The organism is Verrucomicrobiota bacterium, from assembly GCA_016871495.1.
Classification (GTDB): domain Bacteria; phylum Verrucomicrobiota; class Verrucomicrobiia; order Limisphaerales; family VHDF01; genus VHDF01.
This window is the reverse complement of record VHDF01000013.1, coordinates 31316-51746: the sequence shown is the minus strand read 5'-3', so window position 1 is coordinate 51746 and position 20431 is coordinate 31316. Positions and strand designations below refer to the sequence as shown.

At 59.8% G+C, this 20431-nt stretch carries 17 protein-coding genes; 8 read left to right on the top strand and 9 right to left on the bottom strand.

The features are described 5' to 3' along the window. The first annotated feature begins 10 nt into the window (after positions 1 to 10). On the top strand, positions 11 to 865 hold the full coding sequence (gene pssA, locus FJ404_04710) for a CDP-diacylglycerol--serine O-phosphatidyltransferase (protein ID MBM3822189.1): 855 nt from the start codon (positions 11 to 13) through the stop codon (positions 863 to 865). Next, positions 777 to 1550: a hypothetical protein gene (locus FJ404_04705; GenBank protein ID MBM3822188.1), complete on the top strand. Its 774-nt coding sequence runs from the start codon at positions 777 to 779 to the stop codon at positions 1548 to 1550. The genes pssA and FJ404_04705 overlap by 89 nt, the downstream gene beginning before the upstream one ends. On the opposite strand, the gene FJ404_04700 is transcribed toward FJ404_04705, so the two are convergent. After that, positions 1485 to 2408 carry an RNA pseudouridine synthase gene (locus tag FJ404_04700; protein MBM3822187.1) on the bottom strand — a complete coding sequence of 308 codons (924 nt, stop codon included), beginning with the start codon at positions 2406 to 2408 and terminating at the stop codon, positions 1485 to 1487. The two genes, FJ404_04705 and FJ404_04700, sit on opposite strands and share 66 nt — an antisense overlap. A 25-nt stretch (positions 2409 to 2433) precedes the next feature. Next, positions 2434 to 4113 carry a hypothetical protein gene (locus FJ404_04695; GenBank protein MBM3822186.1) on the bottom strand — a complete coding sequence of 560 codons (1680 nt, stop codon included), beginning with the start codon at positions 4111 to 4113 and terminating at the stop codon, positions 2434 to 2436. A gap of 149 nt (positions 4114 to 4262) precedes the next feature. Here FJ404_04695 and katG point away from each other — a divergent pair, with 149 nt between their 5' ends. Then, a complete protein-coding gene (gene katG / locus FJ404_04690; GenBank protein MBM3822185.1) occupies positions 4263 to 6464 on the top strand; it encodes a catalase/peroxidase HPI in 2202 nt (733 codons plus the stop codon). A 243-nt stretch (positions 6465 to 6707) separates the two neighbouring features. Here katG and trmB read toward each other — a convergent pair whose 3' ends face one another. Genes trmB through FJ404_04675 form a run of 3 tightly spaced genes read right to left on the bottom strand, consistent with a single transcriptional unit; the run spans position 6708 to position 8742 of the window. Next, positions 6708 to 7313 (bottom strand): tRNA (guanosine(46)-N7)-methyltransferase TrmB, encoded by a 606-nt coding sequence (gene trmB, locus FJ404_04685; GenBank protein MBM3822184.1) that lies wholly within the window; start codon positions 7311 to 7313, stop codon positions 6708 to 6710. After that, positions 7310 to 8524 carry a hypothetical protein gene (locus FJ404_04680; protein ID MBM3822183.1) on the bottom strand — a complete coding sequence of 405 codons (1215 nt, stop codon included), beginning with the start codon at positions 8522 to 8524 and terminating at the stop codon, positions 7310 to 7312. The genes trmB and FJ404_04680 overlap by 4 nt, the downstream gene beginning before the upstream one ends. Next, the gene (locus FJ404_04675; GenBank protein ID MBM3822182.1) at positions 8521 to 8742 is read right to left on the bottom strand and encodes a hypothetical protein; all 222 of its coding nucleotides are present in this window, start codon (positions 8740 to 8742) and stop codon (positions 8521 to 8523) included. The genes FJ404_04680 and FJ404_04675 overlap by 4 nt, the downstream gene beginning before the upstream one ends. 111 nt (positions 8743 to 8853) lie before the next feature. On the opposite strand from FJ404_04675, the gene rimO reads away from it, so the two are divergent. From rimO to FJ404_04660, 3 genes are all read left to right on the top strand, one after another. After that, on the top strand, positions 8854 to 10506 hold the full coding sequence (gene rimO / locus FJ404_04670) for a 30S ribosomal protein S12 methylthiotransferase RimO (GenBank protein ID MBM3822181.1): 1653 nt from the start codon (positions 8854 to 8856) through the stop codon (positions 10504 to 10506). Beyond that, positions 10503 to 11093 (top strand): CDP-diacylglycerol--glycerol-3-phosphate 3-phosphatidyltransferase, encoded by a 591-nt coding sequence (gene pgsA, locus FJ404_04665; GenBank protein ID MBM3822180.1) that lies wholly within the window; start codon positions 10503 to 10505, stop codon positions 11091 to 11093. Before rimO ends, pgsA begins: the two co-directional genes overlap by 4 nt. 67 nt (positions 11094 to 11160) lie before the next feature. After that, positions 11161 to 11694, top strand: a complete 534-nt coding sequence (locus FJ404_04660; protein ID MBM3822179.1) for a phosphatidylglycerophosphatase A — start codon at positions 11161 to 11163, stop codon at positions 11692 to 11694. On the opposite strand, the gene FJ404_04655 is transcribed toward FJ404_04660, so the two are convergent. Beyond that, positions 11666 to 12064, bottom strand: a complete 399-nt coding sequence (locus tag FJ404_04655; GenBank protein ID MBM3822178.1) for a hypothetical protein — start codon at positions 12062 to 12064, stop codon at positions 11666 to 11668. The two genes, FJ404_04660 and FJ404_04655, sit on opposite strands and share 29 nt — an antisense overlap. A gap of 187 nt (positions 12065 to 12251) precedes the next feature. Between FJ404_04655 and FJ404_04650 the strand changes: the two genes are divergently transcribed. Further along, positions 12252 to 12944 (top strand): hypothetical protein, encoded by a 693-nt coding sequence (locus FJ404_04650; GenBank protein ID MBM3822177.1) that lies wholly within the window; start codon positions 12252 to 12254, stop codon positions 12942 to 12944. A 293-nt stretch (positions 12945 to 13237) separates the two neighbouring features. Here FJ404_04650 and FJ404_04645 read toward each other — a convergent pair whose 3' ends face one another. The 3 genes from FJ404_04645 to FJ404_04635 all read right to left on the bottom strand — a co-directional run bounded on the left by FJ404_04645 (position 13238) and on the right by FJ404_04635 (position 17873). Next, on the bottom strand, positions 13238 to 14734 hold the full coding sequence (locus FJ404_04645) for an insulinase family protein (GenBank protein ID MBM3822176.1): 1497 nt from the start codon (positions 14732 to 14734) through the stop codon (positions 13238 to 13240). A gap of 12 nt (positions 14735 to 14746) precedes the next feature. Continuing rightward, complete coding sequence (locus tag FJ404_04640; GenBank protein ID MBM3822175.1) at positions 14747 to 16516, bottom strand: insulinase family protein; 1770 nt, start codon at positions 16514 to 16516, stop codon at positions 14747 to 14749. A 388-nt stretch (positions 16517 to 16904) separates the two neighbouring features. Beyond that, positions 16905 to 17873 carry a lipoate--protein ligase family protein gene (locus FJ404_04635; GenBank protein MBM3822174.1) on the bottom strand — a complete coding sequence of 323 codons (969 nt, stop codon included), beginning with the start codon at positions 17871 to 17873 and terminating at the stop codon, positions 16905 to 16907. On the opposite strand from FJ404_04635, the gene aceE reads away from it, so the two are divergent. Continuing rightward, positions 17710 to 20421, top strand: a complete 2712-nt coding sequence (gene aceE / locus FJ404_04630; protein ID MBM3822173.1) for a pyruvate dehydrogenase (acetyl-transferring), homodimeric type — start codon at positions 17710 to 17712, stop codon at positions 20419 to 20421. The two genes, FJ404_04635 and aceE, sit on opposite strands and share 164 nt — an antisense overlap. Positions 20422 to 20431 lie beyond the last annotated feature (10 nt).

Below are 20431 nucleotides of genomic sequence, written 5' to 3'. Positions count from 1 at the left end.
GGAGCAGGGAATGACACCCGAGATCAGTCAAGGCGAGCCCGGCCAACCGCCGAGGCTACGCATTTATTTTCTGCCGAACCTGTTGACCTCGGGGAACCTGTTTTGCGGCTTCATTGCCCTGACGCGCATTGTGGAGGCGAACGAGGGATCCCCCGATTTCAATCATACGATTCGTGTCGCCCTGTTTTTCATTCTGTTGGCCTGCATTTTTGATTTATTGGACGGGCGTGTGGCCAGAATGGGTGGCAACGAGAGTCCTTTTGGCCGTGAATTGGACTCCCTGGCCGATCTGGTTTCCTTTGGAGTTGCGCCGGCGTTTTTGGTGCACCGCATTGTGCTTAAGGATGTGTTTTTGAACCAGCAGGAGGTCGGTTGGTTCATTGCGTCCATTTACTTGATCTGCGGCGCGCTCCGGTTGGCGAGGTTCAATTGCCTGGCCAACATGCCGGGGGGAGGAGGCGGGAGCGAGTTCATGGGGTTCCCGATTCCCGCCGCGGCCGGCTTGGTCGCCTCGCTGACTTTATTCATGATGTGGTGGGATGAACGGGGGTATCGCACCGGGGCTTGGCGGTACGTGCTGCCCTGCCTGCTGCTTTTTTTATCCTTCATGATGGTCAGCGAGGTGAAATACCCGTCTTTCAAGAAGCTCGATTTGCGCGCGCGGCGTCCCTTCGCCAAGACGGTGACGGCGATACTTTTCATCGGTTCGTTGATGATCCTGCGCAATCTGGTGCTGCCGGTGATCCTGCCCGTCTTGTTCACGAGTTATCTCATTTATGGCCTGGTGCGGCCGCGAATGTCGCGCCAGATCATTCGGGGTATTGAAGAGGAGGAAGAGGAGGAAGGAGCCGATCCGCCGGGTTAGGGGCGGTTCACAAGGGGGGATGGAACCACTGGTTCAACTTGCCATTTCGATCGCGACAGGGGCAGTGAGCGGCTTCTTGGGGTCCGTTCCGGTGGGGCCGATTAACGTTACGATCCTGAATGAGGGAGCGAAGCACGGCTTTCTCAAGGGATGGCTGATCGGGTTGGGCGCTTGCTTGATGGAGATGATTTATTGCGGAGCAAGTGTGGCCGGGTTCGGGAGCTTGTTCGATTCGCGGCTGATGCGCGCTTCCATGGAACTGGCGAGTTTCCTTCTCCTGGCCGTTATGGGATTCAAGTATCTCCGGGTTCAGGCGATTGCGCCGGCGTCGAAAAGCGAGCGGATGATCGAGGAAAAGCTGCATCCTCACACCGCGTTCATGGTGGGTTTCGTGCGGGTGCTCGGGAATCCGGCGGTTTTGTTTTTCTGGATCACGCTCACCGCCGCATTTCTGTCCAATCAGTGGGTGGACAACAACCTCTTGAGCAAATCGGCCTTTGTCGGGGGCGTCGGGTGCGGAACCGTTTGCTGGTTCACGCTCTTGAGTTACGGGGTTGCGAGAAAGCGCGGGCAGTTCTCGGCGAGCACGCTCTTGAAGATTTCCCGGGCTTCGGGCGCGTTATTGTTGATCGGTGCCGGATTCATCGCCGTCCGTTTGATCAAGGCCATCGCCCGGCAGGGCTGACCTTTGAGGGCGGTTCGGCGGGGTGGAAAGGGCGGCAAATTGACGCAAGTACTTCAACGCCACTCTTAAATCCTTGGGCAGCGGAGATGCGATGGTGATCGTTTCCGAGGTGACCGGGTGTATCACCGTCAATCGACTGGCGTGGAGGGAAACGCGTTGGAGCAAGGGACGCTCGGTTCGATCCGACTTGAGCCGATAGCCGGGCTTGAGTTTGGAGAGCAGCAGGGGACGGCCCCCGTACATGCGATCCCCGACGATGGGATGGCGGAGAAAAGCCAGATGAACGCGCAGTTGATGGGTTCGGCCGGTGCGGGGCAGGCCCTTCATCCACGTGTAACCTCGAAAGCTCTCCAGGGTGAAAAACTCCGTGCGAGACCTTTTGCCGTGTTTCGGATCAACGCGCATATGGCCTGGACGTCCAGGGAAGGGCGCGATTTTTTGGTCCACCACGAAGGAGGACTCCGCGGGAGGACCCTGGATCAGAGCGAGGTACTCCTTGATGGGCGTCTGGTTGCCAAACTGGTTGGCCAAATGGATCAGGGTGCTTTTGGAGCGAGTCAGAAGCAACACGCCGGTGGTTTCGAAGTCGAGCCGGTGGACGTTGGAAAGATAGGCGAGGGATCGTTGTTTGGCCCACGGAGCTCCGCGGGCGATGTCGCGGTGAAGCAAACCCATCAGGTTGGGCCGCTGAGGATCGTAGCGGTCCGGCGAAACGAGAAGGTTGGCGGGTTTATCGAGGGCCAGGAGGTCGTTGTCCTCGTAAAGGACGGGAATTTCCCAAAACTCACCGGTGGCGGGTGAGGAGAGTTTGATGGGAGATGGGGTCGCGGTGGACATCGCCTGGCCGCGGCGCGCCATGGCAGCAGGGGTGAGCGGCGGGTGGTTACTGGGTCGCGGCGCGTTGCTGCGAGGAGGCAGGGAGCACCAGCTTTTCCCGTTCCTTGCGGAACCACTCGTTGAAGGCGTCGTATTGGTGCGTGCGTTGAAGATTGCGGGTGAACTCGGCGAGTTCAGTTTTCATTTTGGCCTCGTCCACGGGCTTGCGAGCGACGAGGTGCAGGATGAAACCTCCCTCCCGAGTTTGGGTGAAGGCGCTCGATTTTCCGGGTGCAAGCGCGAAGCCAACGTCCTTCAATTGCGAAAGGCTGGCTTTACGTTCCACGTCGGGAAGGGAACGGGTATTGCGGGAGAACGCGGGGAGCTTCATATAGGCGACATAGGGGCCGGCGACGGCGGAGGAGAAGCTCTTGCCGTGGGCCAATGCGTTGCTGAGGGTGGTTTGATAACCGGTGCCGGTGACGCGGGCCGCGTCGAGGGCCTGGCGGTTCTTGTAATCCTCGGTGACTCGGGCTTTGACCTGATCGAAGGAAGGGAGCTCGCTTGGAATCTTTTTCTCCAAGGCCAGAACATAGACCTTTTCCTGGCCCACCAGGGGATTGGAGAACGGTTCCTCGGGGGTGAGGTTGAAGGCCGCGCGGGCGATGACGAAGGGATCAGAGGTTTCCATCGGGCCGCTTCGGTCAAACGGCGCCGTCAGTTGATGCGGGATGCCTTTGGCGGCTGCAAGGCGGGACAGTTGAGCGGCCTCAGCGGGTTGAGCGGAAAAAAGTTCTTCCGCAAATGCGGCGGCAGCGCGGCGGGCTTCCCGCATGGAAAGTTCGGAGCGGAACTCCTCGCGAATGCGGTTTTTGGCCTCGGCGGCGGGCAGGGGGTTGCCCTGGGGATCGGGATAAGCGGATGGGCCGCGTTGAGCATAGAGTTGGTCGATGCTGGCGGCGAGATTGGTGCTGGCAGCCATTTGGGCTTCCGCGGCGGCCACGTGATTGGAGGCGTCGAATTGGACGTAATGCACGATCAAACGCTCCGGGATGCGATAGGCTGCCATGTTGTTGGTGAAATGCTGTTCGAGGGCAGTGGGCGTGATGTTGACCGAGGCGATGTGATTTGAGGCGGAGAAAAAGACCGCCTCGGTTTCAATCTCTTCGTTCATTTCGCGGTACTTCGACTCGGCTTGCTGAGGCGTGACGAGGCGCCCGCTCAAACCGCCAAGGAATACCAAATGCTGAACGGCGAGTTCATGGCGGACGAACTGCTCGAAATCAGACGAGGAATAACCCGCCGGCTTGAGCACGGTGGCCACGAACTGGTTATATCGCTCCACCTTCGAGCCTGGATTGTCTTTGTCCTGGAAGCTGGTGGTGATCCATTCCGCCACGGCGTCATCGTCGGCTGAAATCCCGAGTTCCCGGGCGCGGGCCAGCATGACCAGGCGGGATTGCGTTTCCGATTCCAGATCAAATCCCATCTGGCGGGTGCGCGCCGAATCATTGGGCCATTCGCCATTGTACATGCGATAACGCAAGCGGGCTTCATTGAGCGCTTGGACGTAATCCCCGCGCTGGATGGTCTTGCCGTCGATGGTACCGAGGGCAATTTCGCCTCCCTGAGAGTCGGGCCCTCCGAACCCCACATTCGGGCTGAAGTAAACCACGAAGCTGATAATGACGAAGAAGCTGACCACGATCCACAGCCACCTCTGATGACGCCGAATGCTTGAAAACATACTTTTCTTCTAGAAAATTAAGGGGAGGAAGCTACTCGCCGCTTCGGATACGGGTCAACGGAATTTCCTGTCGCCTGATTCTGTGATCCGGTGGCTTGATTCCGTTCTGGCCCTCCTTTGGATTTTGTCATACACCCCTTGGCACGACTATGAATGAATCCAGCAAGTGCCCCTTTACAGGCAAAAGTCCGCAACATCCAACCGGAGGGGGAACCTCCAATCGCGACTGGTGGCCGCACCAACTGAAGCTGAATATCTTGCGGCAGCATTCTTCCCAATCGGATCCCATGGGGGAAGATTTCGACTACGCGGTGGAGTTCGGGAAGCTGGACTACGCCGGATTGAAGAAGGATCTCGCGGCCTTGATGACCGATTCCCAGGATTGGTGGCCGGCGGATTTTGGACATTACGGTCCGTTGTTCGTTCGCATGACGTGGCACAGTGCCGGAACCTACCGGACCGGCGATGGGCGGGGCGGGGGAGGGCGCGGTCAGCAGCGTTTTGCACCGCTCAACAGTTGGCCAGACAACGTCAGCCTCGACAAAGCGAGGCGATTGCTCTGGCCCATCAAGCAGAAATATGGCCGCCGGATTTCCTGGGCCGACCTGATGATTCTGGCCGGCAACGTCGCCCTGGAAACCATGGGGTTCAAAACTTTTGGCTTTGGCGGGGGCCGGGCGGATGTCTGGGAGCCCGATCTCGACGTTTATTGGGGAGGCGAGACGACCTGGCTGGGGGACAAGCGCTACTCCGGGGACCGCGACCTCGAGAAACCACTGGGCGCAGTCCAAATGGGACTCATCTATGTCAACCCCGAGGGGCCGAACGGGAATCCGGATCCGATCGCCGCCGCGCGCGACATTCGCGAGACTTTTGGCCGGATGGCGATGAATGACGAAGAAACCGTCGCCCTCATCGCTGGCGGGCATACGTTTGGCAAGACCCATGGGGCGGCTCCTGCCTCCCATGTCGGCCGCGAACCCGAAGCGGCCGGGCTGGAGGAACAAGGCTTGGGCTGGAAGAACAGTTTCGGAACCGGGAAAGGGAGCGACACCATCACCAGTGGTTTGGAGGTGACCTGGACCACCACTCCCACACGTTGGAGCAACAATTACTTTGAGAACCTGTTCGGCTACGAATGGGAACTCACCAAGAGTCCCGCGGGAGCGAAGCAGTGGAGACCGAAAGGGGGCGCGGGCGCGGATACCGTGCCTCATGCCCATGACGCCTCCAAGCGCGTCACGCCCTCCATGCTCACCACCGATCTGGCGCTGCGATTCGATCCGGCGTATGAGAAAATCTCCCGGCGATTCCTGGAGCATCCGGATCAATTTGCCGACGCCTTTGCCCGAGCGTGGTTCAAGTTGACGCACCGCGACATGGGACCACGCTCGTTATACCTCGGACCCGAAGTGCCCCAGGTGGATCTGCTCTGGCAGGACCCGATCCCCAAGGCCAAACACCCCTTGATCGACGCCGATGACGTGGCGTGGCTGAAGAGCAAGATTCTGGCGGCGGGATTGTCGGTGGCGGAGCTCGTCTCGGTCGCGTGGGCATCCGCGTCCACCTTCCGCAGTTCGGACAAGCGCGGAGGCGCCAACGGGGGGAGGCTCCGCCTGGCACCGCAGAAGGATTGGGAAGTCAACGAACCGCCCCGTCTGGCCAAAGTGCTTCAGGCCCTCGGGGCCATCCAGCAGGAGTTCAAGGGCGCTCAGAAGGCCGGAAAACAGGTTTCGATGGCAGACTTGATCGTGCTGGGGGGAGCCGCTGGCATTGAGCTTGCCGCCAAGCATGCGGGGCATACCGTGATCGTGCCGTTTTCGCCCGGACGCACGGATGCATCCCAGGAACAGACCGATGTTGAATCCTTCGCCGTGCTGGAGCCGATCGCGGATGGATTCCGGAATTATCTCAAAGGGAAATACACCCTCAGGGAGGAGGAACTCCTGGTGGACCGGGCTCAATTGCTTTCCCTGACCGCGCCCGAGATGACGGCATTGATCGGGGGCATGCGGGTGTTGGACACGAACTTCGGGCAGTCGAAGCACGGAGTCCTCACGCGGCGTCCCGGAACCTTGAGCCACGATTATTTCGTCCATCTCCTCGATATGCGCACGGAGTGGAGGCCTTCCGCCGGGGATCCTGACGTGTTCGAAGGTCGCGACCGGAAGACGGGAGAGCTTCGTTGGACTGGCACGCGGGTTGATCTGGTCTTCGGATCCAACTCCGAACTTCGGGCCTTGGCGGAAGTTTATGCCAGCGCCGATGCCGGCGAGAAATTCGTGAAGGATTTTGTGGCAGCGTGGACCAAGGTCATGAATCTCGACCGCTTCGAAAAGTCCTCGGGCTAGAGACTCCATCAACCGTCCGCGATTTTAAGCCGGGGAGCATTCTCTTCGATCCCATGGATCATCCCATGGTCGCAGGTGCCCATACCCGGGGTGTGCGGGTTTCAGGCCTCCAGGCCCTTCCATGCTCTCCACGCGCCGGGTTTCCTTCGTCGCTCCGTAGGTCGGGCAGCCTGCGCCACAGCAGACAGGACTGTCTGCGTGACCACGACAACCCGGTCACCGAAGACCTCTGGATGCACCGGGTCAGGCGGCCGTTTGATTTTGAAGTTTGAGCTTGCGATAGGAGGCCCTGTAAATGGGCAATCCTTGCGCCATGAAACCCGCTTCGAAATCGGTGACCCATCGGGTGAGGTCGAGGGGCGGAGCGATCGGTTCGAAGCAGGGGGCTTCGCGCATGACCTGCGTCATTTGCTCAAAGTAGTCGGCGTGATCGGTGCGCAGGTGAAGGCAGCCTCGGTCGAGGAGCACACGGTCCGCCAGGGCGGGAAATCGCTCGTTGATAAGCCGGTACTTGCGGTGTTTCCTCTTGGGCCATGGATCCGGAAAGTACACGTGCAGGGTGTCGATGGACTCGAGAGGAAGCATCCATTCCAAAAAATATCCCGCTTCAAGCCGGATGAGCCGGACGTTGTCCAGCCCGGCTCGAGCCGACTTGCGAGCGGTCTTTTGCACCCGCCCCAGCAGCCGCTCGATTCCGAGGAAGTTTTTTTCCGGGTGGGCTCGCGCGTATTCGATCAGGAACGAGCCGTCTCCCGACCCTAGCTCCACCTCGATGGATCCGGGCCGTTGAGGGAAGAGAGCGGCGGGGTTGATGCGACGGACAATGGATTCCAGTTCGTGGACGATCAAGGCGAAGCGGGCAGGGTGGGGCGGGAAACGAAGAGCGCGATGGAGGCGGTATAGCCGTGCAGAAAATTACGGTTGCCGACGGGGCCGATTTCGCCGTTGCAGAAAAATCCCGAGACTCCCAGGGGCCCCAGTTTTTTCTGGATCATGGCGGCATCGTGGCTGGAGGAACCAAAAAGTTTGGTGCCTCGCCCGTTGCACGAACAAAGGCAGGCGCCGTAGATCGGCTGACCTTCGAGGTCTTGTCCCGCGCGGTCGAGCAGGAGTCCGAGATCCTCCGTGGCGGCGTTCGCGTCGCGTTTTTGAAATTGAAGCGTTTGGCCGCGTCGCGGGTAAGCGCCGACCGCGATGGAACCGGACGCGGGGTCGGTCCCGATCAGATTGCGAATCAGGAAATCGCCGCGTTGGAATTCCTCGGAGTATTCGTTGATGACCAATCCGACGAATAGATTGCCCCGGACTTTGGCTTGTTCGGCATTCGACAGCGATTGGAACGTGTCCACCAACACCTGATAGGCGGGGCGATTGGCAATGGTTTTGATGATATGGCGGTCGGTGTCGGTGATGGTCCAGGTTTCTCCGATCGGGGTGCAGCCCTGGCTGATGACGCCGTGGATTCCGATGGCCCCACCGAAGGACACGCCGACCCCACCCTCTTCGAAGACATCCCCGTTGAGATAAACCTGGGTCCGCTGGTCTGAGAAGTTGCCACTGGCCAGTCCGCCCAAGATGGCCTTGGGAGCGTAGGTGCTGTTCCATCCGCGCAGCCATGCCTCGGCATCCATGTGGAACGGGTCGGCGAAGGCCAGCCAGCCGTTCGTTTCCGCCGGGGACACGCCGGTGTGCCGCGGCCAGGAGTCGGGTTCAGCGCTCGCTTCGACGTCTTCTTGAGTGAAGCGAGTCGTGCGCAACTCCGCACCGGGGAGCGAGTAAAGTCCGAGCACGAGGGCGTCCTGATCCTCGAGTTCGTCCTCATTGACGATCAGGGAAGCGCCCGAACAGCCGGCGAGGACGGGAATTTGGGCGTGAAGGCGAAGGATTTCGAGGATGTCACGCGCTTGGTCGAAGTAGCCCGGGGTCATGAACACGAGGCCGAGCGAGGGGCGGTGGGGACCGAGTTGTTCGCGCAGGCCCGCGGCCCAGGCGCGGAGTTCGGTCTCTTCGAAGGGCTTCCGCCAGGAAGCGCTCACCGACCGAGGATGGCTGGAGTTCATTGGGCGAGCCTACGGGCACGCTTTTGCAAATGCCAAGCGAGTTCGCACGGCGGGGAGAGTGTTACCCGGGATTTCCAAACCCGTGCTCTGGGGTCTCCGTGTATCCCGATGTTGTTGGTAGGGCGGGCCTGTCCCAGCCCGCCGCCCACTGGATGCAAAACATCATGCTCCGGCGGCGCGCCGGGACGGACGCGCCCTACCTCCATCACCGGCAACATCGGGATGCACCGCTGGGGTCTTGGGGCTACACTGTGTGATTGAAGTCCTTCGGCTCCCCCGCGTACCCTGCCTGACCTGTGCTGAAACAACCTTCGGTCAAAGTGGGTCTCATTTCGCTTGGCTGCGCCAAAAACTTGGTGGATGCCGAGATCATGCTCGGCTCTTTGCTGAAGGAAGGCATGGAGATCACCAATCACGCGGAAACGGCGGATGTGGTCATCGTCAACACGTGCTCTTTTATCGACACCGCGCAGGAGGAAAGCGTGGACGCGATTCTTGAATCGTCGGCGGTGCGCGAGGCTTCGCACCGCGGTCAGGGACTGGTCGTGTCGGGATGTTTGCCGCAACGTTTCCGCGAGGAGCTGCCTCAATTGCTTCCCGAAGTGGACGCGTTCATGGGGATTGATCAGGTTGCCCAAGTGGGAAGGGTGGTGCGGGAAGCGATGGAGAATCGAGCGCGACGGTTGAAGAAACCGCCTCCGTCAAGTGATCCGCGCCGGGCTCGCAAGCAAGCGCTTTCCCGGGCTTTGTCCCGTGCCGAGTTGGAGGTTCCCCGCGAAGACGCGCATGAGGGCGCTGCCTCGCTGAGAGGGACCGAAAAGTTTGGCAAGACGCGCACCGTGGTAACCGCCCCGGCGCCGCCGTCCGTGGATGTGACGGTGCGTCCGACTTACGTTCCGGATTATCAAACGCCGCGGTTCCGTTTGACGCCTTCGCATTTCGCGTATGTCAAGATTGCGGAAGGCTGCAATCATCCCTGCAGTTTTTGCATCATCCCGAGGATGCGGGGCAGCCACCGCAGCCGTTCCCAGGCGGACGTTGTCGCCGAGGCCCGGCAATTGATTCGGGAGGGGGTGAAGGAGCTGAACCTGATTTCCCAGGACTCCACGTATTACGGCCTTGATTTGCGTCCGCGGAGGGAGGGATCCATCGCGGCGCCGGATCGTTTTCGCAAAGCGTCGTTGGAGTTGCCCGAGGGTGCCACGACGCTGTGCAGTTTGTTGCGTGAACTCCAGGCGCTGCGCGGGGACTTTTGGGTTCGGCTGCTTTACACGCATCCGGCGCATTGGACCGATGAACTGATTTCAACCCTGTCCGAGTGCGGCAAGGTGGCTCGGTATGTGGACATGCCCTTGCAGCACATCCACGACGCGATGTTGGAGCGCATGCGGCGCGAGACGAGCCGGGCTTATATCGAGGATTTGATTGCGCGCATCCGGTCCGGAATTCCGGGCATTGCGTTGCGCACGACGTTTATCGTGGGATTTCCGGGTGAGACGGAGGCTTATTTCGAATCGCTCCTGGAGTTTGTGCGGCGCATTCGTTTTGAGCGTCTGGGAGTTTTTGCGTATTCGAAGGAAGAGGGCACCCGGGCCGGGGGGATGAAGGGGCACGTGACGGAAGCGATCAAGCATCGCCGGCGCGACGCCTTGATGGCGGAGCAGCGAAAGATTTCCCGAGAGCTGTCCGGGGCGCAGGTGGGCAAGATCGTGCGGGTGTTGTTGGAAGGTCCGGCGAAGCCGGGCGAACTTGAAGGCGCGGGGATTCGATCCTGGGAACACGGGCTGATTCGGGCGGAGGGAGCGCGCAGCGCGGGGCGGGGTGCCTGGACGGTGGCGCGTTCCGGGAGCGACGCGCCGGACATCGACGGTCGAGTGTATGTGAAAGGAGGGCAGAAGCCCGGGAACTTCGCCCAGGTCAAGGTCACAGGGCATTCGGACTATGATTTGTTTGCGGAAATGGCCGATGGCGCGGGCGCATGAACCTGCCGAACAAACTCACCCTTTCGCGCTTCGTGCTTACCGCGGGGTTCCTCGGAGCGATGTTTGCGGATTTTCCGCGGCATCAAACCGTCGCCCTCGTGTTTTTTTGCGCCGCGGGGATGACGGATTACTTCGATGGACGTCTGGCGCGGTCGCGCGGGTTGATCACCAACTTTGGCATTTTGATGGATCCACTGGCGGACAAGATCCTGACTTGCTCTGCTTTCATTGCCTTCGTCGAGCGTGGTTATATGCCCGCCTGGATGGTGGTGGTGATCGTGGCTCGGGAGCTCGCGATCACCGGGTTGCGGCTGTTGGCGGCCTCGAAACACGTGGTGCTCGCGGCGGAAGGCTTCGGAAAGCACAAGACCATCAGTCAAATCGTGGCCATCATCTCCGTGCTCGTGCTCTCGAGTTATCAAGAGTGGGGAGCCGTCGGAGCCGCGGTTTTCGGGTTTTCTTTGTGGGGTGGACCCTGGGTCGAGTGGTTTACCGAACTCTCGAAGTGGGTGGCGGTGGTGCTGACCTTCGTCTCGGGCGTGCTTTACCTGTGGCTCAATCGCGGGATTTATTTGGATGACCTCTAGCCCCGAGTGGGGCCCTGGAGGGAAGCCCGTTCTTCATGCCTCAAGGCGATGAACTAGCAGGGAAAGAATGAAACCCGAAGAGGGGACGAGGCGCGGAGTGGATCGCTGGGTGTTGTGGCTGGCGCAGGGCTTCGGGGCCGGGCGTTCCCCGGTGGCGCCCGGCACGATGGGAACGGTGGTGGGGATGGCGTGGGCGGTGGCCTTGCTTCAACTGCCCTCCGTGGGCTGGTTTGGGGGTGTGATCCTGGGCAGTGTCGCGGCGGCGGTGTGGGTCTGTGGACGCGCCGAAGAGTTGATGGGACAAAAGGATCCCGGTTCCGTCGTCCTGGATGAAGTCGTGGCGGTGCCGATCTGTTTTGCCGGACTCCTCTGGGAAGGAACCGGTCTGGACCGCTTTCAATCCGGGTGGTGGGTGACCTCCAATGGAGTGGTGACGACTCTCTCTGCGTTCGCCCTGTTCAGGCTATTCGACATTTGGAAGCCTTGGCCGATTCGCTGGTCCCAGGCGTTGCCCAAGGGATGGGGCGTGGTGATGGACGATGTTCTGGCAGCGGCCTTCGCCGCCGTGGCGCTCAAGATTCCCGGCTGGATTTCTCTTTAAGGAAAAGGGGAAGAGAGGCTTCGTGCCGGTCGTTGATGCTCAGGTTGATGGAGAAGGCCCCGGCGTTCTCAAACTTCAGTTGATGGATGTTGATGACGAAATTCATGGCTGCCGACTCCTCGTCCCCCGTAAGTTCGACATCCAATGCGCCGTCGATGGGGGGAAGAATGGGGCGTCCATCGGCATCGGTGATGCAGATGCCGATGCGATGTCTGCCCTCTTCAAGGCGGCTGAAGCGGAGGCGCAACGCGAGGGCGCATTGGGGATGCACCACGGGGAAGGTACTGCTCTGAATCGTATCGAAGGCGCCGAGCACATTGAGCTTGCCGCCCGAGACCGTGGCCGCGTCGCACAAGGCGATGAGTTCCATCTTCATTCTTTCCCCACTTTCGCCGTGAACGGCGAGTCTGTCAAAAGATCCGTCCGAACTGGCCAGGGACACCACGCCAGTTGTCGCTCGGTCTGAGTCCGAGCAACAGGCGCAGGCGATGATTTATCACTCCAACATCGCCAAAGTGAGGGCTTGAAAAGGGACTGACCTCACCTAAATTGCGGCTATGGAATTGCCTGAAGCAGTGCCCGTGATGACGTTGCCCAACGCCATCTTGTTTCCCCAAGCAATGCTTCCGCTCTACATTTTTGAGCCTCGCTATCGGGCCATGCTGGAGGATGTTCTGGCTTCCCACCGCATGTTTTGTGTTGCGTTGCGCAAGTATGGCGGGAAGCGGGAAACCCCTTCCCGCGTGGCGGGGATCGGCCTGATCCGGGCTTCCGTGCAGCACAAGGACGGAACGTCCAATCTGATTCTTCAGGGACTCAGCCGGGTGGAATTGGGCAAGGTGCTGCGTTACAAGCCCTATCGTTTGCAACAAGTTTTCCCACTCCAACCCGTGCCGGCCGACGGATCACGGGCTCAGATGCTGACCGATCAGGTCCTTGATCTGGTTTCAGAACGCCTCAAATTGGGATTCCAGCTTCCCATTCAACTGGTCAAGCACGTTGGAGATCTTAAGTCGGAGGTGGGCAAGACGGATCAACTGGCGACACGTTCGCTGCGCGAAGCCGTGGGCCAATTGGCGGCGATGAATGATCCGGATCAACTGGTGGATCTCGTTTCCTGCGCCTTGCTCCCGCACCCGATCGAACGTCAGGTCATCCTCGAAACCATCGACGTCGAAAACCGGCTGCAAAGACTGATCCTTTTCCTGGCCGGAGAAATCCAGCGCGAGCGCAAGCGCAAGAAGGACTGATCTGCTCGACCCCGGGTCATCCCGGAGGGGTGTCCGCCATGAGCCGGGGGTAGCGTGAGGCACGAGCGCCAACCCCGAATCCTGGGCACGACAGCGTCGTCGAGCCTGGTAGGGGTCGCAGAGGGCTAAGGAACCGGGCAACCATGACTTCCGGTTCTCTCCCTGGTTCTTTTGACCTGGAGCATCGTTGCACTTCGGTCACAGGCCCATGTCCAGGGCATGCTCCCTCAGTGCGCCTCGCTCCTGGTCAAGATCCCGGCGCAGGAAAATCGGAATTCACTGTTGCGCGTTTCCTAGGGAGCGGCGACAGGTTTCATCGTCAAGGGATCCCGCAGGGGAACATGGTTCACTTTGCCCCCCGCCAGTTGATCCAGCCGGACGGCATGGTCGGGATGTCCCTTCAGAATCTCTTCGCGCTGGCCCACGATCAGAATTCGGACCTGATTCGTGTCGAGATATCGGCCCGCCACTCGCCGGACATCGTCCGTCGTCACCTTGGCGATGCGATTCCGATATTGTTTCCAGTAATCGGGTTCTTTCTGGTAGCGACCGGTGAATTCGTCCTGGGCGAAGATGGAGGCGACCTGTGCTTTGTTGGCGAAGCTCCGAGGGAATGTGTCGATGAAGGATCGCCGGGAGGTTTCCAACTCGTCTTCCCCCACCAATTCCCGCGCCATTTTGGACATCTCATCCAGGACGATGGAGGCCGCATAGGTCACCGTGCGCGACTTGGATTGGAACCCGGCGATGAATTGAAGCGGATAATAGACGCCTCCCGTGAAAGAGGAGAAGGCAGAATAGGCGAGGCCTTCATCGGAGCGGACCCGATTCATGATGCGCGAAGTAAACCCGCCTCCGCCCAGGATGTCATTCATCACGGTGACCGGAAAGAAGTCAGGATTCTCGCGCGTAATCCCGGGCAAAAAGATGAGCACGCGGCCTTGGTTGACGTCTTTATCGACGAGATAAGCTCCTGGTGGCGACATGCGGCCGTCGCCCGGAACGGGCAGGGCTTTGTCGCCTTGGAACGGCCATTGGGCAAAGAGTTTTTCCAGACGGGCACTCATGTCCTGCCGGTCGAAATCGCCGCTGGCCGCGACCACGAAGTTGGCCGGATGAAACCAACGGCGATGAAAGGTTTCCAAATCAGCCCGCGTGATGGAGGTTACCGCGTTGGAGGTGCTTTGTTTGGAGGCCCAGAAGGCGTCCCCGTAGGCGAGGAACAGCCGTTCGCGGGCTTCGATGCTGGACGAATCGTCGTTGCGCTGCCGCATTTCTTGCAGCAGTTGTTCGCGGCGGAGTGTGAGGCGGTCCTCTTGAAATCGGGGCGAGGCCAGCACATCGCGCAGGATGGAAAGACCCTCGTCGAGATCTTTGGTGAGGAGGTTCAGACTGGCACTGCCTTGGGTTTCGGCGACACTGGTGGAGAGTTGGGCGGCAAGGAAGTCGAGACGTTCGTCGAGTTGCTGCGCGTCGCGCGATCCGGCCCCGCCCCGCGACAGGAGATAGCCGGCCAACGAGGAAAGACCCTCCTTGCCCTCAGGCTCTACATACTTGCCAGTGCGAACCAGCACGGTGATTTGGACCAGAGGAAGCTCGCGATTCGGGACAAGATACGCGATCAGGCCGGATGACAAGGCGACTCGATAATCCGCGGGATTGGGGGGCTCGAAGCGAAGCGGGGGGAAGGCCAGCTTTTCGGGTCGGTTGGGAATCGGATCCGCCGCGCGCAGGGTCCAGGGCTGGAGTGCCGCTGCCAGAGCAAGGCCAAGGGAAAGAAGGGCTTTCATGTCGATCGCGGCTTAAGGTTTTTGCAATTCGGCCAGGCGCTGCTCGATGCGCTTCCGGTAAAGTTTCAGCAACGGTTGATTTTTGGGATCGGTTTTCCCCATGCGTTCTTCGATTTCCTTGAGCCGTTGTTGGAGCTTGCCGGAGTCCTTCTCCTGCTGCAGGGCGGACGTCATCTGGCGGAGGATGGGCAGCTGTTCCGGCGTCAAGCTCGATTCATCACCCGAAGGAGCGGCTCCCGGCTTGCGTGTATAGACGGCGACGGTGCGATTCTCCTTCGTGAAATATTTTCGCACCGCGTTTTGGATGTCCTCCGAAGTCACGGCTTGGTAGCGGGGGCCGGCCTCATTGATCTCACGCCAATTGCCGAGTCCATCGTAGAAAAGCAACTGCATGAGGATCGAGGAGTTGGAGGCCAGCTTGCGATATTCCCCGGCGGCGAAGTTATTCTTCACCTTCTGCAATTCCTCGTCGGGCACTCTCTCGTGGCGAAGTTTATCGAGCTCCGCCTCGATCGCGGCTTCGACTTCTTCGGGTTTGCGGCCTTCGCTTGCTTCCCCCCCCACGTTGAACAAGCCGGCCCACTTGCGGGAATCCTGGTAGGCGTAGGTGTCCGTGGCGACCTTCGAACCCAAGACCAGTCCTTTGTAGAGCCGGCCGGTGCGGGTGGACATCAGTTGCGAAAGCACTCCGAGCACGTAGCTGTCGCGGTGGCCGAAGGGAACCGTCTTCCAGAGCATATCGACCTGGGGATTCGCCTCGGCCTCGGCGTACATCCGCTTTTCCGCTTGCTGTTTGACCTCCAGGGTGACGACTTCCGGCGGTTTCGTTTTGCCGCGGGGAATCCGACCAAAATAGCGTTCGGCGAGAGTTTCGGCCGGGGCGGAATCAAAATCGCCGACCAGCACCAGGGTGATGTTTTGCGGAGCGTAGTAGGTGGCGAAAAAAGCGTCAGCCTCCTCCTTCGAGATCGAGGCGATGTCCGAGGGCCACCCGATGACCGGCCACTGGTAGGGATGAGATTCCCAAAACATGGATTCGAGCGCCTCTTGAAATTTGCCGAGCGGGGTGGATTCGGTGCGCATGCGGCGTTCTTCATAGACGACATCGCGTTCGGCGTAGAATTCGCGGAAGACGGGGCGCAGGAGGCGCTCCGACTCCATCCACATCCACAGTTCCATTTTGTTGGCGGGAACGGTGATAAAATAGACGGTGACATCGGCGGAGGTGGAGGCGTTCATCCCCGAAGCGCCGGCGGTGGTGTAAATGCGGTCAAATTCGTTTTTAACGAGGAGTTCGCGCTGGGCATCCAGGAGTTTTTTGAACTCGGTTGCGAGTTCCTTGTAACGGGCGGTTTGATTTTCGGGTTTGAGCAGATCATCGATCTCGCCGCGCCGGTAGGCGGTGCGCATTTTCGCTTCCTCCTCGCGCATCAACGATCGTACGCGCTCCTGTTCCTCCATGATTTCCCGGTCTTTGGCGGCGTCCTTGGTGCCGATATGGGGGGATCCCTTGAACATCATGTGTTCGAAAAGATGAGCAATGCCGGTGATGCCGGGTCGTTCGTTGGAGCTGCCCACATGGACCACCCAGCCGCCCGAGATGGTGGGGCTGTCGCGCCGCTCGAGCATGAGCAGCCGCATGCCGTTGGACAGCGTTTTTTCGATCACGGGCACCTTCTGAGCGAAGGCGTGGGGTGCGGTCAGGAGGAGGGTCAAAAGGAGCGCCAGCGAAAAGGACCTGGAGGTTGGAAGGGAACCGGCTCGAAAGGGGAGCTTTGCCATGGAGATCACAGCGGCAAGAGAGCACCATTTGGGAGGAACCGTCAACTTTTCCGAAGCCGCAATGATTGATTCATGGATGCCGTCCTTCCCCTCCTTTGCGACCTTTGCGACCTTGGCGTGAGGTTGGTCCAGGTTGGTCTCACGCAAAGGACGCAAAGGACGCAAAGGAAGGCCTGCGCGGACGAGGAAGGGTCCGCCGGATCGTCACATGACGTCCTTGTAATGTGTCGTTAACCCCTTTGCGGAGGAAATCACCGGCGGCATGGATATGTAGCGGTCCTTTCCCTCGTTTGCGACCTTGGCGCCCTTGGCGTGAGATTCGAACCGGCCGCTCACGCCTTGGTCTTGAAACTTCAAACCCGCCCCGCTTCGCACTGGGGCGCGAACCTCAGGCAGGAATCTCGCGATGGTCGTGCCAACCTGCGACTTCATACCGGTCTCGGAGCAGTTGGCGCACGCGAACCCACGGCACACGAGATTCAGGCATGGGATCGTGCGCCGACCAACACTGGCAGAGCGCTTGCAAGAGGCGATCGGGGGAGACCTGAAGCCTGGTCAGAAAATCCTGATGAGGCCGATCCACTCGATAAGCAGGAGCTGAACTTGGGTGGGCGAGATACCTGGAAATCAGGTCAAGGTCGGTATCAAGAAGGAAAGTGCCGTGAAACAAAAGCGCCGCGGCGCGGCGGCGCTGCGCGTTCCCAGAAAACTTGAGATTGTCCAACGTGAGATCCGTGATGCCCTGCACTTGAACCGGGGCGGAGATGAGTTTTTCAACGGCAGCACGATGGAACTCCATGATCTTGCGGTTGGTATGGCCTAAATCCTGCCATTCGCCGCCGGGATCCATACGAAGCACGAGGGCATAATTCAAGCAACCCCGCGACATCACGACCGTGCCCCCACCCGAACATCTTCGAAGAACCGGAACCCGGTCATGAAGGCAGGCTGTAACGTTAACTTCCTTGGTTTTGTCATTGGAATATCCAAGGACAACGAATGTTTGGTCGGGAACCCAGAATCGGAGGACGGGTTCAAGTTCGCCCGAATTGACCGCTTCGAGGAGCGCTTCGTCCAGAGCAAGATTGTGTTCTGGGGTGGATAAGTTGAGGTTGAGGACGAGCAAGGGGTTGGATTTATGGTGACAGGTGCTAGACTGGCCCCCTAAATAGCCCGCTTTTTGAACCTGGGCGATGAAACAAATCTTGAGACCGAAGCCTGAATCTTCCGCTGCTTCGAGCGGCCCTCGCCTCGCGAGCGTCAACGGACAAAGTTTGGCTGAGTCGATGGAGACGCTGCTCAGTTTGATGCTCAAGGACCACGAGCCGCAGCAAGTCTCCCGCATCCTGCATGGCATTGCCGAGCGGATGACTTTGGCCGGGGTGCCGGTGCCGCGTCCGGTCAGCACGCCTTATTTGAACACCATCCCGCTGGGGGAGCAGCCCGAGTATCCGGGCGACTGGCGTTTGGAGGTTCGCATCAAGAGTTTGATGAGGTGGAACGCGATGGCCATGGTGGTCAATGCCAACCGAAAGCACAGCGGTTTGGGCGGTCATATTTCCACCTACGCTTCCTCGGCGACGCTTTACGAGGTGGCCTACAATCATTTTTTCCGGGGCGGTGATGATGGGCGCATCGCCGACATGATTTATTTTCAAGGCCACGCCACGCCAGGAAATTACGCGCGCGCGTTCTTGGAGCGCCGCCTCGACGAGCGGCATTTGCAGCATTTTCGACAGGAACTGGCGGAGGGAGGGGGATTGTCCTCGTATCCTCACCCCTACCTGATGCCGGATTTTTGGCAGTTTCCCACCGTATCGATGGGGCTGGGGCCGATCCTGTCGATCTATCAGGCCCGATTTCTGCGTTACATGCGGGCTCGAGGTTTTCTCAAGGGTCCCGAGCCGAGGGTGTGGGCTTTTGTCGGGGACGGCGAATCAGACGAACCGGAAACGCTGGGATCGCTCACCCTGGCTTCACGGGAGCATTTGGACAATCTGACCTGGATTGTGAATTGCAATTTGCAGCGTCTGGATGGACCCGTGCGCGGCAATGGCAAGATCATTCAGGAGTTGGAAGCCGCTTTCCGCGGGGCGGGATGGAACGTCATCAAAGTGATCTGGGGGTCCGATTGGGACGCGCTTTTTGCGGCGGACAAGTCCGGATTGCTTCTGAAGCGGATGGAGGAGGCGGTGGACGGCGATTTCCAGAAGTATTCCGTCGAGCCGGGCAGTTACACTCGCAAGCATTTCTTCGGGAAATATCCGGAGTTGCTCAAGCTCGTGAATCATCTGACGGATGACCAGATCCGGAAGTTGCTGCGCGGCGGTCACGACATGCGCAAGGTCCATGCGGCCTTCAAGGCGGCCGTGGAGCACAAGGGTCAGCCGACGGTCATTCTGGCCAAGACCGTCAAGGGGTATGGATTGGGAGAGGCGGGTGAAGGCCGCAACATTTCGCACCAGCAAAAGAAGCTGAATGAAAAAGAGCTTCGGGAATTCCGGGCCCGATTCGGCATCCCCATCAGCGACGAGGAGATCGTCGACACGCCTTTTTACCGCCCTGCGGCCGACGCCCCGGAGACGGCCTACGTGATCGAGCGCAGGAAGGCCTTGGGTGGTTTCCTGCCGAAACGCGAGGTGAAGGCCCCCGCGCTGAAAACGCCCGGCTTGTCCGATTTCCGGGAGTTCTTGAAGGGCAGCGGCACCATGGAAGTTTCGACGACCATGGCCTTCGTGCGATTGCTGAGTCATTTGCTGCGAAACAAAGACATCGGCCGCCATATCGTTCCGATCATTCCGGACGAAGCGCGCACTTTTGGGATGGACGCCTTGTTCCGGGAAATCGGGATTTATTCCCCCAAGGGTCAGCTGTACGAGCCGGTGGACAGCAAGTCGCTGCTTTACTACCACGAGACCCGGGACGGTCAGATCTTGGAGGAGGGCATCACCGAGGCAGGTTCCATGTCGTCCTTCATTGCCGCCGGAACGGCTTACGCCAACATGGGGGTGAACATGATCCCCTTGTTCATTTATTACTCCATGTTCGGGTTTCAGCGCATCGGGGATCAGATGTGGCTGGCGGGGGATATTCGGGCCAAGGGATTCTTGCTGGGGGCCACGGCGGGAAGGACGACCCTCAACGGCGAAGGGTTGCAACACGAGGACGGCCACAGTTTGTTGCTGGCCAGCACCATTCCCACCCTGCTCACCTACGATCCGGCCTTTGCGTATGAGGTGGCCGTGATTCTGCAGGATGGGTTGAGGAGAATGTACGCGGAGGGGGAGGAGATCTTCTACTATCTGACCCTTTATAACGAAAACTACCTCATGCCGCCCATGCCGGAAGGTTGCGAGCGAGGGATTCTGAAGGGGCTCTACAAGTTCAAGGCGGGTCCCAAGGGCGCCGCCCACAAGGCGCACATTCTTGGTTCAGGCCCCATCTTGCGGAGCGCGTTGAAGGCACAGGAAATCCTGGCGGATCGGTTCGGGGTGAGCGCGGACGTCTGGAGCGCCACCAATTACAAATCCTTGCGGAACGAGGCTCTCGAGGTTCAGCGGTGGAATCGCCTGCATCCCGAGTCCGCGCCCAGGCGGAGTTACGTCGAGGAATTGCTGGCGGCGGAGAAGGGCCCTTTCATCGCTGTGAGCGATTTCATGAAGATCGTGCCGGAGCAAATCGCGTCCTGGGTTCCCGGCGGTTTGACCGTGCTGGGAACGGATGGATTTGGACGGAGCGAGACCCGTGAGAAATTGCGGCGTTTCTTCGAAGTGGACGCGGAGAGCGTGGTGATCGCCACCCTCGACGCGCTGGCCCGGCGCGGCACGGTTCCCCGCGCCGAAGTGACGAGGGCGATTCGCGAACTGGGTGTGGATCCGGAGAAAGCGCATCCGGAGTGTTTGTAGAGCGAGAGGC

Bases quoted from the DNA above. Each gene is read 5' to 3' on its own strand.
- pssA (MBM3822189.1), top strand. From the start codon at position 11: ATGACACCCGAGATCAGTCAAGGCGAGCCCGGCCAACCGCCGAGGCTA.
- FJ404_04705 (MBM3822188.1), top strand. From the start codon at position 777: ATGGCCTGGTGCGGCCGCGAATGTCGCGCCAGATCATTCGGGGTATTG.
- FJ404_04700 (MBM3822187.1), bottom strand. From the start codon at position 2,408: ATGGCGCGCCGCGGCCAGGCGATGTCCACCGCGACCCCATCTCCCATC.
- FJ404_04695 (MBM3822186.1), bottom strand. From the start codon at position 4,113: ATGTTTTCAAGCATTCGGCGTCATCAGAGGTGGCTGTGGATCGTGGTC.
- katG (MBM3822185.1), top strand. From the start codon at position 4,263: ATGAATGAATCCAGCAAGTGCCCCTTTACAGGCAAAAGTCCGCAACAT.
- FJ404_04680 (MBM3822183.1), bottom strand. From the start codon at position 8,524: ATGAACTCCAGCCATCCTCGGTCGGTGAGCGCTTCCTGGCGGAAGCCC.
- FJ404_04675 (MBM3822182.1), bottom strand. From the start codon at position 8,742: ATGTTGCCGGTGATGGAGGTAGGGCGCGTCCGTCCCGGCGCGCCGCCG.
- pgsA (MBM3822180.1), top strand. From the start codon at position 10,503: ATGAACCTGCCGAACAAACTCACCCTTTCGCGCTTCGTGCTTACCGCG.
- FJ404_04660 (MBM3822179.1), top strand. From the start codon at position 11,161: ATGAAACCCGAAGAGGGGACGAGGCGCGGAGTGGATCGCTGGGTGTTG.
- FJ404_04655 (MBM3822178.1), bottom strand. From the start codon at position 12,064: ATGGAACTCATCGCCTTGTGCGACGCGGCCACGGTCTCGGGCGGCAAG.
- FJ404_04650 (MBM3822177.1), top strand. From the start codon at position 12,252: ATGGAATTGCCTGAAGCAGTGCCCGTGATGACGTTGCCCAACGCCATC.
- FJ404_04645 (MBM3822176.1), bottom strand. From the start codon at position 14,734: ATGAAAGCCCTTCTTTCCCTTGGCCTTGCTCTGGCAGCGGCACTCCAG.
- FJ404_04640 (MBM3822175.1), bottom strand. From the start codon at position 16,516: ATGGCAAAGCTCCCCTTTCGAGCCGGTTCCCTTCCAACCTCCAGGTCC.
- aceE (MBM3822173.1), top strand. From the start codon at position 17,710: ATGAAACAAATCTTGAGACCGAAGCCTGAATCTTCCGCTGCTTCGAGC.
- FJ404_04635 (MBM3822174.1), bottom strand. From the start codon at position 17,873: ATGCCATGCAGGATGCGGGAGACTTGCTGCGGCTCGTGGTCCTTGAGC.